Consider the following 13,623-nt stretch of genomic DNA (forward strand, 5'->3'; position numbering starts at 1 on the left):
CCGGGTGCCGGGCGCGCCCTTCGCGCCCGGCACCGGCACTCGTCAGTCGTCAGCCGTCAGCCGGCGAGGTGGCTCCACCTCGCCGCGAGGCCGGCCCACGGCCCGACCTCGGCGACCTTTCCGTCCACCAGCACCACCACACGGTCGGCGCGGGCGAGGGCCGCACGCTTCGACGTCGCGCCGACCACCGTGGTGCCTCGCTCACGCAGGGCGGTCCACAGCTCGATCTCGGTCGAGGCGTCCAGCGCGCTGGAGACGTCGTCGGCCAGGAGCAGCTCCGTGTCCGCGGCGAGCGCCCGCGCGAGCGCGAGCCGTTGCACCTGCCCGCCCGACAGGCGCACACCCCGGTGCCCCACCAGCGCGTGCGGGCCGCCGGCCTCCTCCATGTCCTGCGCGAGCCGTGCGCCCTGGACGGGGCCCACGATGTCGCGGGCGTGGTCGAGCCGCACGTTGTCCGAGAACGTGCCGGACAGCACGCGCGGCACCTGGGCCACGTGCGCCACCTGGCCCGGGCGCAGGAACGCCTGGGCGTCCGTCACCTCCGTACCGTTCCACCTGACCTCGCCGGTGTGCTCCATGAGGCCGGCCAGGGAGGACAGCAGCGACGACTTGCCCGAGCCGACCTGGCCCAGGAGCAGCACGAGCTCGCCGCGCCTGATCTCGAGATCGACGTCGGAGACGCCGATCGTGCCGTCGTCGTGCACGGCCGTCAGGTCGCGCAGCTCCAGGCGGTCCAGGGGTTCGCGCCGGGTGGGCTCGGGAGCGGGCGCGGTGCCTGTCACGAGGTCGACGCCGCGCTGCCGCGACACGAGGTCGGTGCCGCCGGCGAACCGGGCCGTGGCGACCTGCCAGGCCCGGGTACCGGGGGCCTCCGTGACGACTGCCCCCGCCACGACACCGAACCAGGCGAAGCCCATCACGGCGCTCGCCACGAGCAGCGTCGTGGCCAGGTCCCACCGGTCCGTGAGGAAGAACGACCACGCGGCGACGACGCCCGCGTACAGGGTCACGAGCGGCACCGAGTCGAGGACCGCCTGCACCCGGTGCTCGAAGATCGCCGCTGTCACGCGGCCTGCGTCGACCTCGCCGAGGTGCCGGCGCACGTCGGGCGTGCGGGCGGCGAGCTTGACCGTGCGCGCCGAGTCGAGCGCCGAGACCAGGGCGCGGCCGAACCGCGCACGCGCGGCGGAGGAACCCGCGGCCGACCGGCCGGCGATCGGCCGGCCGATGGCCGAGGCCAGTGCCGACACGACCATGACCGCCAGCAGGACGGCGCCCGCGGTCCACGTACCGCTGATCAGCGCGGTGACCGCGACGATCGCGAGGCCGTTGACGAAGTCGACCCAGCGGTCCGCGTACCGCACGAACCGGTCGGCATCCATGGACCGGGCCACGACCTCGCCGGGCGGCGTGGCCGGGAGCCGGTACTGCCGGGTCTGGCCGTGCATGACGGACATCCGGATCCGCAGCAGCACCTCGACCCACCAGCGCGGGTACACACCCAGCGCGCGGGAGATGAACAGCGGCTGCATCACCAGCAGCACGGCGAGCGCGACCAGCAGGTTCACCGGCAGCTCGCCGGTGCCGACGCGCTCGACGGTGCGGCCCCACAGGAATCCGGTGACCGCGCCCTGCGCCGCCACCAGGCTGGCCAGGAGGAACAGGACGGCGCCGAACAGGCCCCACTTGGGGCGGACGAACAGCGCGTGCAGCACGCCCCGCGCGAGGCTCGGTCCGGTGCCCGGCTCGGGCAGGTCGGGCGGTGTCCCGGCCCGTCGGCGTCCGCCGACGGCGTCGGGTTCTGCCGTGGCGGTGTCGCCCGTGGCAGCGGCTGTGCCGGGCTCAGCCGTTGCCGCTTCGGGCGCGGCGACCGTCTGGGCCCGCGTCTCGGCAGCGGCGTCGGTCTCGCCGTCCGCCGAGGCGGCGTCGAGCGACCCGTCGCTGGCCCCGGCCTCGAGCAGCGTGCGGAACGGACCGGGCACACGAGCGAGCTCGGCGCGCCGCCCCTGCTGGACCACGCGGCCGTGGTCGAGCACGGCGACCAGGCCGGCGCGCTCGATGGTGCCGAGCCGGTGCGCGATGAGCACACCGGTGCGCCCGGTCAGCAGCCGGTCCGACGCCGCCACCACGCGCGCCTCGGTGAGCGGGTCCATGCGCGCGGTCGCCTCGTCGAGGACGACGAGCTGCACGTCGCGCACGAGGAGCCGCGCGAACGCGACGAGCTGCTCCTCACCGGCCGACAGGGTGGTACCGCCCGGCCCGAGGAGGGTCTCCAGACCGTCGGGCATGCCCTCGACCCAGTCGGTCAGGCCGAGCTCACGCACCGCACCCTCGATGTCGGCCCGCGGCACGTCGGCGAACAGTGCGATGTTCTCCGCGAGCGTCCCCGCGATGATCTCGGTGCGCTGCGTGACGACGCCCACGGCGCCGCGCAGCTTCTGCAGGTCCAGGTCGCGCACGTCGGCACCGCCGAGGAAGACCGAACCGGGGTCCGGCTCCACGGCACGCGACATCAGCGCGGCCAGCGTCGACTTGCCCGAGCCGGTGCGGCCCACGAGCGCGATCGTCTCCCCCGCGGGTACGGACAGGTCGACGCCGCTCAGCGCGAACGTGCCCTCCGCGTAGGCGAAGGTCAGGTCCCGCACCTCGAGCCCGAGCGGCCCGCCGGGCAGGTCGTCGCCGCCGTCGGGCTCCGGCTCGACCGCGAGCATCTGGCGGATGCGCAGCACCGCGCCGAGGCCCTCCTGGATGTCCGGCAGGTGGTGCACGAGGTTGTCCATCTGGCCCACGAACATCGCCGTGACCAGGAACAGCGTGACCAGCTGGTCCACCGACAGGCCACCACCCGAGGCCACCACCGCACAGACGACGGCGGTCCCGGCCAGCAGGGCGTACATCACCAGTCCGGCGCGCCGCAGCAGCTTCTCCTCGACGCGCACCACCGCGCGGAACTTGTCGTGCACGACCGCCGAGAGCTGCGCGACCCGCCGCACGGCGAACGCCTGACCCAGGCTGGTCCGCAGGTCGTTCCGGGCGGCCACGGCCTCCTCGAAGGCCGCGGCGTGGTCGGTCCACGCCGCCTCTTCGATCACCTTGCGGCGCGAGATCTCGCCGAGCAGGGGCCGGGTGAGCAGCGCGACGATGCCACCGAGCACCGGGAACAGAAGCCAGGCCGGCCACCAGGTCACGCCGGCGATGATCCACATGGGAACGACGCCGACCACCGTGCGGCCGGCGCCCCAGAGCTGACGGCGCACGAGGGTGCCGACGGCGTGCGTGTCGTCGTCGACCCGGTCGAGCACCTCGCCCACCGCCTGCTCGGACAGCGTCGCGAGCGGCTGGCGCAGCGCGGCGCTGAGCAGGTCGCTCCGCAGCTTGCCCTCGGCGCGGTCCACGACACTGGCCCAGACGACCTGCCCGACGCCGTCGAACAGCGCGCCGCCCACCACGCACACGGCGAGCAGCACCAGGCCGACGACCGTGGCGTCCGCGGCCAGCTGCCCGGCCGCGACCGTGCCGAGCGCCTGACCCACGGCCCCCGCGGTCAGCGCGAGAAGGGCGATCACCGCGGCCGCGCCGCGCAGCCGGCGCCAGTCGAGGCGGCGGTCCGGGTCGTCCGTCAGCACGGGCGCAGGGCGAGGCGACGCCTCGGGGTAGGGCGTGGTCTCAGGGGTCTGCGGTGCGTCGATCATGGTTTCCTGAGGCTACGTCGGGACACCGACAGTCCCCGCCTCTTTTTCCGCAGAGCGACGGAGATCACGCCGGTCACCCCAAGACAGAGGATCCGCGAAGTAGAGCGCCTGTCCGGTCTCGACAGGCTCGACCACCGGTGGTCGAGCCTGTCGAGACCGGACAGGCGCTCTACTTCGCGGGCCGTCGTGTCAGAGGGACGCGAGAGCCTCGTTGAACGTCTTGCTCGGGCGCATCACCGCGTTGACCTTGGCCTCGTCCGGGCGGTAGTACCCGCCGATGTCGGCGGGCTTGCCCTGGACCGCGAGCAGCTCCTCCACGATGGCCTGCTCGCTCGCGGCGAGCGCCTCGGCGAGCGGCTTGAACGTGGTGGCGAGCTCGGCGTCGTCGGACTGCTTGGCCAGCTCCTGGGCCCAGTACAGGCCCAGGTAGAAGTGCGAGCCGCGGTTGTCGATGGTGCCGAGCTTGCGGCCCGGGGACCGGTCCTCGCCCAGGAACGTCTCGGTGGCGCGGTCGAGGGTGTCGGCCAGGACCTGGGCCCGGGCGTTGCCCTCGTTCACCGCGAGGTGCTCGAAGGACGCGGCCAGCGCGAAGAACTCACCGAGCGAGTCCCAGCGCAGGTAGTCCTCCTCGACGAGCTGCTGGACGTGCTTCGGCGCGGAGCCGCCGGCGCCCGTCTCGAACAGGCCGCCACCGTTCATCAGCGGCACGATCGACAGCATCTTCGCCGACGTGCCGACCTCGAGGATCGGGAACAGGTCGGTGTTGTAGTCGCGCAGCACGTTGCCGGTCACGGAGATGGTGTCCAGGCCCTGGCGGATGCGCGCCAGCGAGAACGCCGTGGCCTCCGACGGGTCCATGACGTGGATCTCGAGGCCCTCGGTGTCGTGCTCCGGCAGGTACTGCTCGATCTTCTGGATCAGGTTCGCGTCGTGCGCGCGGCGCGAGTTGAGCCAGAACACGGCGGGGGTCGCGGAGGCGCGGGCCCGCGTGACGGCCAGCTTGATCCAGTCGCGGATCGGCGCGTCCTTGGTCTGGCAGGCGCGCCAGACGTCGCCGACGCTGACCGCGTGCTCGATGAGGACGTCGCCGGCGCCGTTGACGATCCGCACGGTGCCGTCGGTAGCGATCTCGAACGTCTTGTCGTGCGAGCCGTACTCCTCGGCTGCCTGCGCCATGAGGCCCACGTTCGGGACGGAGCCCATCGTGGCCGGGTCGAGGGCACCGTTGGCGCGGCAGTCGTCGATGACGGTCTGGTAGATCCCGGCGTAGGACGAGTCGGGGATCACCGCGAGGGTGTCGGCCTCCTCGCCGTCCGGGCCCCACATGTGGCCGCCGATGCGGATCATGGCGGGCATCGAAGCGTCGACGATGACGTCGGACGGTACGTGCAGGTTGGTGATGCCCTTGTCGGAGTTCACCATCGCCATCTTCGGGCCGTCGGCCAGAGCGGCGTCGAACGCGGCGCGGATCTCGGCGCCGTTCGGCAGCTCGGCGAGCCCGGCGAAGATGCCGCCCAGGCCGTCGTTCGCCGACAGGCCGGCGTCGGCCAGGTCCTGGCCGTACTTCTCGAAGACCGGCTTGAAGAAGGCCTTCACCACGTGGCCGAAGATGATCGGGTCGGAGACCTTCATCATCGTCGCCTTGAGGTGCACGGAGAACAGCACGCCCTCGGCCTTCGCCCGCTCGATCGACTCGAGCAGGAACGCGTCCAGCGCGGCGCCGTCGATGAACGTGCCGTCCACCACCTCGCCGGCGAGGACGGGCAGCGACTCCTTGAGCACGGTGACGGTGCCGTCGGCGGCGACGTGCTCGATGCGCAGGGTGTCGTCGGCCTCGATGACCACCGACTTCTCGTTGGAGAAGAAGTCGTCGTGACCCATGGTCGCGACGTTCGTCCTCGAGTCGGGCGTCCACGCACCCATGCGGTGCGGGTGCGCCTTCGCGTAGTTCTTGACCGACGCCGGTGCGCGGCGGTCGGAGTTGCCCTGGCGGAGCACCGGGTTCACGGCGGAGCCCATGACGCGGCCGTAGCGCTCGCGCGCGTCCTTCTCGGCGTCGGTCTCGACGCTCTCCGGGAAGTCCGGCAGGTCGTAGCCGAGGCCCTGGAGCTCTGCGATGGCTGCCTTCAGCTGCGGCAGCGACGCCGAGATGTTGGGCAGCTTGATGATGTTGGCGGACGGGTCGTGCGCGAGCTCACCGAGCTCGGCGAGCGCGTCGGCCTGACGCTGCTCCTCCGTGAGCCGCTCCGGGAACTGCGCGATGATCCGGCCGGCGAGCGAGATGTCGCGGGTCTCGACGTCCACACCGGCCTTGGCCGCGTAGGCCGAGACGATCGGCAGGAACGAGTACGTCGCCAGAAGCGGGGCTTCGTCCGTGTGGGTATAGATGATCTTGGACATGGGTGTGGCTGACTCCCCGGGTGTTGGAATGTGCCGATCTCTCGACATCAAGATACCTGAGCCGACCCCTCGTCCCAGAATCGCGAGACGCACCTCACGTCACGACTTCCCGCTGGTCGAGCTCGTCGATACCTGGGCGGGTCTCGACGAGCTCGACCAACGGGAGCGCTCGACCACCGGGAACGTCAGACCAGGCCCAGGGAGCGGACGGCGTCGCGCTCCTCGGCCAGCTCGGCGACGCTCGCGTCGATCCGCGCCCGGGAGAACTCGTCGATCTCGAGGCCCTCGACGATCTTCCACTCGCCGGTGCCGTCCGAGGTCACGGGGAAGGACGAGACGAGCCCCTCCGGGACGCCGTACTCGCCGGAGGACCAGAGGCCCGCCGAGGTCCAGTCGCCCTCGGGCGTGCCGAGCGTCCAGTCGCGGACGTGCGCGATCGCAGCGGCGGCCGCCGACGCCGCCGACGAGGCCCCGCGCGCCTTGATGATCGCCGCCCCGCGCTTGGCCACGGTCGGGATGAAGTCGTCGGTGAGCCAGGTCGTGTCCGCGGCGATCTCGGCGCCGGGACGTCCGCCGACCTCCGCGTGGAACAGGTCGGGGTACTGCGAGGCGGAGTGGTTGCCCCAGATCGTCAGCTTCTTGATGTCCGCGACGGCGGTCCCCGTCTTGGCCGCGACCTGCGAGAGCGCGCGGTTGTGGTCGAGCCGGGTCATCGCGGTGAACCGCGTGGCCGGCACGTCGGGCGCGTTCGTCGCCGCGATGAGCGCGTTGGTGTTCGCGGGGTTGCCGACCACCAGCACGCGGACGTCGGAGGCGGCGCCGTCGTTGATGGCGCGGCCCTGCGGGCCGAAGATGCCGCCGTTGGCCTCCAGGAGGTCCGCGCGCTCCATGCCGGCGCCGCGCGGGCGGGCACCGACGAGGAGTGCCACGTTGACCCCGTCGAAGGCCTTGACCGGGTCGTCGAAGATCTCGACGCCGGCCAGGGTCGGGAAGGCGCAGTCGTCGAGCTCCATCGCCGTACCCTCCGCGGCGGCGACGGCCTGGGGGATCTCGAGCAGGCGGAGCCGTACTGGCGTGTCCGCGCCGAGCATCTCGCCCGCGGCTATGCGGAAGAGCAGCGCGTACCCGATCTGGCCAGCGGCTCCGGTGACGGTGACATTCACGGGTTCAGTCATGACCCCACTCTTGCATCGACCGGCCCGCCTCGCCCAGCCCCCACGCGACATCCGTGCACAGGGGCCCGGCGACCAGGGAAGACCGGTCCTAGACGATGCCGTAGGGCACAGCATGAGTACGGTGATGAAAATACCTGCGGGCATTCAGGTATTGCTCAGCCAGGTAATGGCAGGATGTGCGCGACATCGCACGCACGCCGCCACAACGCGCACCGAATCGGTGTGCCACTGAAAGGATCTGACTTCATGTCCCAGGACCTCGCCGCGACCCGCGGCGTCACCGAGGTCGAGGAGCGGTCTCCGAGCCTGCTCGTCCGCCTGCTCTCCGAGACCTTCGGCACGTTCCTGCTGACGCTCGTGATCGTGGGGATGCTCGTCTACGGCCCGCTGAACTCGGCTCAGGCACTCGGCATCGCGCTCGGTGGTGCCTTCGCGTACATCGCGGGTGCCGCTGCCGTCGGCCGCATCTCCGGTGCGCACTTCAACCCGGCGATCTCGCTGGGCGCCTGGCTCGGTGGGCGTATCTCGATCACCGCCATGTTCAGCTACTGGGGTGCGCAGCTCGTCGGCGCCATCCTGGCCGCCGCCGTGCTCTTCACGACGATTCCCCGCGCCCTCGTCGAGCTGCTCGGCAAGGAGGACGTGCAGGGCGTCTTCAGCTCGGCGGTGAACGGCTTCGGGGAGCTCTCCCCGCTCTACCTGCAGACGCAGGGCGGGGCCCAGTTCGACTGGTTCCCGGCGCTGCTGGTCGAGGTCATCATCTCCGCGGTGCTCGTGGGCGTGTACCTGGGCGCCAACGACCCGCGCAGCAAGTTCGGCTACGCGCCCGTCGCCGTGGGTAGCGCCATCGCCGCGCTGACCCTGGTCTCGTGGTTCGTCACCAACACCGGCATGAACCCTGCTCGCTCGACCGCCGCCGCGATCTTCGCGGGCGAGTGGGGCCAGCTCTGGCTGTTCTGGGTCGCCCCGCTCGTCGGCGCCGCCCTGGCCGCCCTCTTCTACCGGGCGTTCGGCTCGAACGAGGCCGAGGAGACGGACGAGCTGGACCTCGACGAGGACGACGATCTCGATGACGACGACGTCGTAGTGGTCGAGGAGACGGAGATCGTCGCCGTGGAGACCCCCGCCAAGGCGGAGGCCGAGGCCGAGGCGGCCACGCCCGAGCCCGCGAAGAAGGCCGACGACAAGGCCTGATCCACCGCAGCACCTGCACGACGCCGGGGCCGCACCTTCCGTACGGGAGGTGCGGCCCCGCCGTCGTGCGGGCACTGTGCAGACCGTGCGTCGATCGGCAGCCGTTTGCCGGGTCGGCGCTCCCCGGCGCTACGATCCCGGATCATGGCCGACAAGAAGCAGACCCCCGGCGACGAGCCGGAGCCGGCTACGGAACCCGAGACGGCCGACCCGGCGGACGACGCAGCGGACGACCCGGCGGACAGCGCGGCGGACGACGCAGCGGACGGCCCGGCAGGCGACGTCACGAACGACGCTGCGGACGCTGCGGACGACGCTGAAGCCTCGCCCGACTCGCCCGACACCGAGCCGGCAAGCTCTCCCGGCGACGACGTCAACGACGACACCAACGACGCCGACGATGACGACCCGGACCAGCGCCCCACCGGCCCCTTCCCCACCCGGGTCGGCTGGGTGGTGGCCGCGTTCCTGCTCTTCTGGCCGCTGGCGATCCCGGCGCTCGTGCTCTCCATGCGGACCGCCGAGGCCAACGGCACGGGAAACGTCCGCCGCGCGGAGAAGTCCTCCGTCCGCACGCTCGACTTCGCCCTGGGCGCCGTCACGCTGGGTGTGCTCGGCATCGTGGGGCTGGCGGTCGGCGTAGTGGCCGCCCCCACCTACGCGTCGTCGCTCCCGGCGGGGTTCGTCTCGGCGGTCCGGTCGTTCGTCCCGCCGGCCCTGGCCGGCCCGCTCGGCATCACTCTGCCCGACGACGGCGAAGAGCTCGCCGCGCCGACGTCGTCCCCCGGCCCGAGCGACGACCCGTACGCGACCGCCGACCCCTACGGCCCCGACTCGTCGGCCACGGACCCGTACGCGGACGTCCCGGCGGACGACCTCGGCGAGACGCCCGAGGCGGACGACCAGACGGATCCCGCCGGTGAGCCGGACCCGGAGCTGGACGAGACCGCCACGGCCGGGGCGGAGATCCCCGACCTCGCGGTGGGCGACTGCTTCGACACGTCGGCGACGTCGGGCCAGACGACGATCTACCGGATCCCGGTGGTGCCCTGCAGCACCGCGCACGGCGGCGAGATCTACGCCGAGACGACCGCGCCCGACAGCCTCGCGCGGAACGGCACCGCGCCGACGCAGCAGGCGCTCTGGGACGCCGCGGACGCGTACTGCTACCCGGAGTTCACGAAGTTCGTCGGCATGCGGTGGGCCAGGTCGGAGCTGCTGTACTGGCCGATCGCGCCGTCGGAGGAGAGCTGGGCCGAGGGCGACCGGCGCATCCTGTGCGTCGTCGAGTCCGAGGAGCCGGTGACGGGCTCCCTCAAGGGCGCGGCTCGCTGACGCGCGCCGGGCGGCACCAGCCGCCCGGCGGGGCGGCTGGCCGGCGGAACGGCGTCAGATGCTGGGCGTCGCCACGGCGAGGATGCCGATCAGCACCGCCGTCGCGCCGTACAGCACGATGTCGACGGTCCGCGTGCGGATGACGAGCCCGACCGGGCTGTCGAGCACCGCGCGGAAGATCGCGCAGACCACGAGGACCACACCGATGCCGATCGCCCCGACGCGTGCCCCGGCGGTCATGCCGAGGATCACCGAGAGGGCGACACCGAGCAGCACGAGCCAGATCGCGAGATTGCTGCGCTGGGGCTCGGGTGACGTCATGTCAGGTGCCTCGCCGCTGGAGGGCTCACTGCGGTCGAGCTCCTGGCTGGTCGTCGTGGTGGCAGTCGTCAGACGTGCCTCTCCGGTTCGTTCGAGCGTAGCCGTTCCGGCGGTCACCGGCTCGAGGAGCGCCGTAGCGCCACCCGGTGCGCCGGAGGCAGTCCGCGTCTCACTGAGATCCACGGCACGAGACTACAACCGAAACGTCGCGATTCTGCAGAGCCGTGACCTGCTTGCAACCTGAATACCTGTCCGTTCCCAGGTTGGCGGCCCTCCCGGCTACCGTGAGGTCTATGCCCACGCCTCCAGCACAGGTCCCCAGCAGCGTCGTCATCGTGGGTGCGGGACTGGCCGGTGCGCAAACCGCCGCGGCGTTGCGGAAGCACGGTTTCGAGGGTCACGTGACGCTGCTCGGCGCGGAGGGCCTGCCGCCCTACGACCGGCCGCCGCTGTCCAAGGAGCTGCTCAAGCGCACGGAGCCGGTCTGGCTCGCCGACGACCTCGGCATCGACCTGGACGCCCTCACCGACGACCTCCGGCTCGCCGATCCGGCGGTGCGGCTCGCGGTGGACCGGGAGCGCGTGGTGGTGCGGACGGCGTCGGGCGACGACGTGACGGCCGACGTCGTCGTGCTCGCCCTCGGCAGCGAGCCCGTCCGGCCGGCGGGCTGGGACGCCACCGTCACCCTGCACACCGCCGCGGACGCCGAGCGGCTGCGCGCGGCTCTCCAGCCGGGGATGCGGCTCGTCGTGGTGGGTGCCGGCTGGATCGGGGCGGAGGTCGCGGGTGTCGCCGCGGGCGCCGGCGCCCGCGTCACCGTGGTGGAGGCGGGTCCGGTACCGCTGGAGCGGCAGCTCGGCCGGCGGGTGGGCGGCCTGGTCGCCCCCTGGTACGACGCCGCCGGGGTCACCCTGGTCACGGGTGTCGCCGTCGACCAGGTGCTGGCCGGGTCGCACGAGGGCACGCAGGACGGCGCGCGCGTGACGCTGGCCGACGGCCGCGTGCTCGAGGCGGACCTGGTGCTGGCGGCGGTCGGTGCGCGGCCTGCGTCGGGCTGGCTCGCCGGCTCCCTGCCGCGCGAGTCGAACGGCGGGCTGCGAGTCAACCGCGCGGGCCGGTTCATGGGGCTGCGCTCCCCCACCGACCCGGCGGGCGGGCTGCACCTCGACGCGCTGCGCCGGGTCTGGGCGGTGGGCGACATCGCCACGCGGGAGCACCCGGTGTTCGGGCCGGTCCCCGGTGGGCACTGGTCGGCGGCCCTGCACGACCCCGACGTCACGGTCCGGGCCCTGCTCGGCCTCGACGAGCGCGCCGCCGAGCCGGAGCGGGTGCGTGCGCGGCTCGGGCTCGCGCCGATCCCGGCGCACGCGCCGTACGTCTTCTCGCAGCAGCTGGGGCACGACCTGGCCCTGTTCGGCGCGCCGTCCCCGTTCGACGAGGTGGTGCTGCGGGGCGACCCCGCGGCGTCGGGCGGCTGGGCCGCGCTCTACCTGGAGAACGCGCTGGACCGCCACCCCCGCCAGACCTCGGACGGCCACCGGGTGGCGACCGTCCGGGCCGTGCTCCTCGTCGACTCCCCGCGCGAGGTAGGCCAGGTCCGCAAGCTGATGAACCGCGGCGTCCCGCTGGAGCTCGACCTGGACCGTGCCCTGACCCCGGCGACAAAACTGAAGGACGCAGTCGTCTAACGCGGCTTCGCCGAAGTAGAGCGCCCGTCCGGACGCCCGCTCTACCTCGCGCGCCGAGCGACCGCGAAGTAGAGCACCTGTCCGGACAGGCGCTCTACTTCGGCGAAGCCGGGTGGGTCAGTGGGCGAAGTGGCGGGTGCCCGTGAGGTACATCGTCACGCCGGCCGCCTCTGCCGCCTTGATGACCTCCTCGTCGCGGATCGAGCCGCCCGGCTGGACGACGGCGGTCACCCCGGCGTCGAGCAGCACCTGGAGGCCGTCCGCGAACGGGAAGAACGCGTCGGACGCCGCGACGGCGCCCCGGGCGCGCTCGGCGCCGTCGGCCAGGGTGTTCGCGCGCTCGACCGAGAGCCGGCACGAGTCCACGCGGTTCACCTGGCCCATGCCGATACCGACCGCCGCGCCGTCCTTCGCCAGGAGGATCGCGTTCGACTTGGCGGCCCGCACGGCCTTCCAGGCGAAGGCGAGGTCGGCGAGGACCTCGGGCGACGCGGCCTCACCGGTCGCCAGGGTCCACTCCTCCGGGTCGTCCCCAGGAGCCTGGAACCGGTCGGTCGCCTGCATGAGCAGCCCGCCGGAGATCGGCCGGGTCTCGACGGCGCCCGACGGCGCCTCCGGGACGACCAGCAGGCGGATGTTCTTCTTGGCCTGGAGGATCTCCAGCGCCTCCTGCTCGAAGCCGGTCGCCACGACGACCTCGGTGAACACCGGGGCGATCTGCGCGGCCGCGGCCGCCGTGATCACGCCGTTGGCCGCGATCACGCCGCCGAACGCGCTGACCGGGTCGGTCGCGTGGGCGCGCGCGTGCGCCTCCGCGATGTCGGCGCCGACGGCGATGCCGCACGGGTTGGCGTGCTTGATGATCGCCACCGCCGGGCCCTCGTGGTCCCAGGCGGCCCGCCACGCGGCGTCGGCGTCGACGTAGTTGTTGTAGCTCATGGCCTTGCCGTGCAGCTGCTCGGCCTGGGCCAGGCCCTTGACCCCGTCGCCGCGCGTGTAGAGGGCCGCCCGCTGGTGCGGGTTCTCGCCGTAGCGGAGCACGTCCGCGCGCTCCCAGGTGCCGCCGGCCCAGGCCGGGAAGCCTGTGGACACCGGACCCTCGGCGCCGTCCACCGCGTCGGTGGGCGAGAGCACGGAGCCCATCCAGGACGCCACCGCGACGTCGTACGTGGCGGTGTGCACGAAGGCCGCCGCCGCGAGCGCCTTGCGCTGCGCGTACGTGAAGCCGCCGGCCTGCACGGCGTCGACCACGGTGGAGTAGGCGTCCGGGTCCACGACGACGGCGACGGACGGGTGGTTCTTCGCCGCGGCGCGCACCATGGACGGCCCGCCGATGTCGATCTGCTCGACGACGGCGTCCGGCCCGGCGCCCGACGCGACGGTGGCCGCGAACGGGTAGAGGTTCACGACGACCAGCTCGAACGGCGCGATCTCGAGCTCGACGAGCTGGTCGAGATGGTCCTGCTTGCGGGTGTCGGCGAGGATGCCGGCGTGCACGCGGGGGTGCAGGGTCTTGACCCGGCCCTCGAGGCACTCGGGGAACCCGGTGAGCTGCTCGACGGGGGTGACGGGGATCCCGGCGTCGGCGATCCGCGACGCGGTGGAGCCGGTGGAGACCAGCTCGACCCCTGCGTCGTGCAGGGCGGTGGCGAGCTCGATCAGCCCGGTCTTGTCGTAGACGCTCAGCAGGGCGCGCCGGACGGGGCGCTGCGAGTCGTCGGTGAGCTGGACGACCTGCTGGTCGTTGGAATCAGTGGACGGGGCGCCGGACATGGCGGTTCTCCTCGGAGTAGCTTCGCGGAAAACCCTGGCACCCAG

General features: G+C 72.7%; 8 protein-coding genes. 3 read left to right on the forward strand and 5 right to left on the reverse strand.

Translation table 11 applies throughout. The features are described from left to right. Positions 1–56 precede the first annotated feature (56 nt). From ACNYC2_RS23675 to ACNYC2_RS23685, 3 genes are all read right to left on the reverse strand, one after another. Complete coding sequence (locus ACNYC2_RS23675) at positions 57–3,692, reverse strand: ATP-binding cassette domain-containing protein (protein WP_419704134.1); 3,636 nt, start codon at positions 3,690–3,692, stop codon at positions 57–59. Positions 3,693–3,881: 189 nt separating this feature from the next. Then, complete coding sequence (locus tag ACNYC2_RS23680; protein WP_419704135.1) at positions 3,882–6,092, reverse strand: NADP-dependent isocitrate dehydrogenase; 2,211 nt, start codon at positions 6,090–6,092, stop codon at positions 3,882–3,884. Positions 6,093–6,277: 185 nt separating this feature from the next. Continuing rightward, entirely contained in the window at positions 6,278–7,267 is a 990-nt protein-coding gene (locus ACNYC2_RS23685; RefSeq protein ID WP_419704136.1) for a malate dehydrogenase, read from the reverse strand. Between the two features lie 246 nt (positions 7,268–7,513). Here ACNYC2_RS23685 and ACNYC2_RS23690 point away from each other — a divergent pair, with 246 nt between their 5' ends. Together ACNYC2_RS23690 and ACNYC2_RS23695 are read left to right on the forward strand one after the other, a co-directional pair. Next, entirely contained in the window at positions 7,514–8,461 is a 948-nt protein-coding gene (locus ACNYC2_RS23690) for an MIP/aquaporin family protein (protein ID WP_419704137.1), read from the forward strand. Positions 8,462–8,605: 144 nt separating this feature from the next. Beyond that, entirely contained in the window at positions 8,606–9,796 is a 1,191-nt protein-coding gene (locus ACNYC2_RS23695; protein WP_419704138.1) for a septum formation family protein, read from the forward strand. 54 nt (positions 9,797–9,850) lie between these two features. On the opposite strand, the gene ACNYC2_RS23700 is transcribed toward ACNYC2_RS23695, so the two are convergent. Then, on the reverse strand, positions 9,851–10,300 hold the full coding sequence (locus ACNYC2_RS23700) for a DUF3017 domain-containing protein (RefSeq protein ID WP_419704139.1): 450 nt from the start codon (positions 10,298–10,300) through the stop codon (positions 9,851–9,853). Between the two features lie 110 nt (positions 10,301–10,410). On the opposite strand from ACNYC2_RS23700, the gene ACNYC2_RS23705 reads away from it, so the two are divergent. Then, positions 10,411–11,805: an NAD(P)/FAD-dependent oxidoreductase gene (locus ACNYC2_RS23705; RefSeq protein WP_419704140.1), complete on the forward strand. Its 1,395-nt coding sequence runs from the start codon at positions 10,411–10,413 to the stop codon at positions 11,803–11,805. 117 nt (positions 11,806–11,922) lie between these two features. Here the strand turns inward: ACNYC2_RS23705 and purH are convergent, their stop codons facing one another. Beyond that, complete coding sequence (gene purH, locus ACNYC2_RS23710) at positions 11,923–13,578, reverse strand: bifunctional phosphoribosylaminoimidazolecarboxamide formyltransferase/IMP cyclohydrolase (RefSeq protein WP_419704141.1); 1,656 nt, start codon at positions 13,576–13,578, stop codon at positions 11,923–11,925. Positions 13,579–13,623 lie beyond the last annotated feature (45 nt).

Origin of the sequence: Promicromonospora sp. NFX87 (assembly GCF_048564965.1) — a bacterium.
Classification (GTDB): domain Bacteria; phylum Actinomycetota; class Actinomycetes; order Actinomycetales; family Cellulomonadaceae; genus Promicromonospora.

Bases quoted from the DNA above. Each gene is read 5' to 3' on its own strand.
- ACNYC2_RS23705 (WP_419704140.1), top strand. From the start codon at position 10,411: ATGCCCACGCCTCCAGCACAGGTCCCCAGCAGCGTCGTCATCGTGGGT.
- ACNYC2_RS23685 (WP_419704136.1), bottom strand. From the start codon at position 7,267: ATGACTGAACCCGTGAATGTCACCGTCACCGGAGCCGCTGGCCAGATC.
- ACNYC2_RS23675 (WP_419704134.1), bottom strand. From the start codon at position 3,692: ATGATCGACGCACCGCAGACCCCTGAGACCACGCCCTACCCCGAGGCG.
- ACNYC2_RS23695 (WP_419704138.1), top strand. From the start codon at position 8,606: ATGGCCGACAAGAAGCAGACCCCCGGCGACGAGCCGGAGCCGGCTACG.
- ACNYC2_RS23680 (WP_419704135.1), bottom strand. From the start codon at position 6,092: ATGTCCAAGATCATCTATACCCACACGGACGAAGCCCCGCTTCTGGCG.
- purH (WP_419704141.1), bottom strand. From the start codon at position 13,578: ATGTCCGGCGCCCCGTCCACTGATTCCAACGACCAGCAGGTCGTCCAG.
- ACNYC2_RS23690 (WP_419704137.1), top strand. From the start codon at position 7,514: ATGTCCCAGGACCTCGCCGCGACCCGCGGCGTCACCGAGGTCGAGGAG.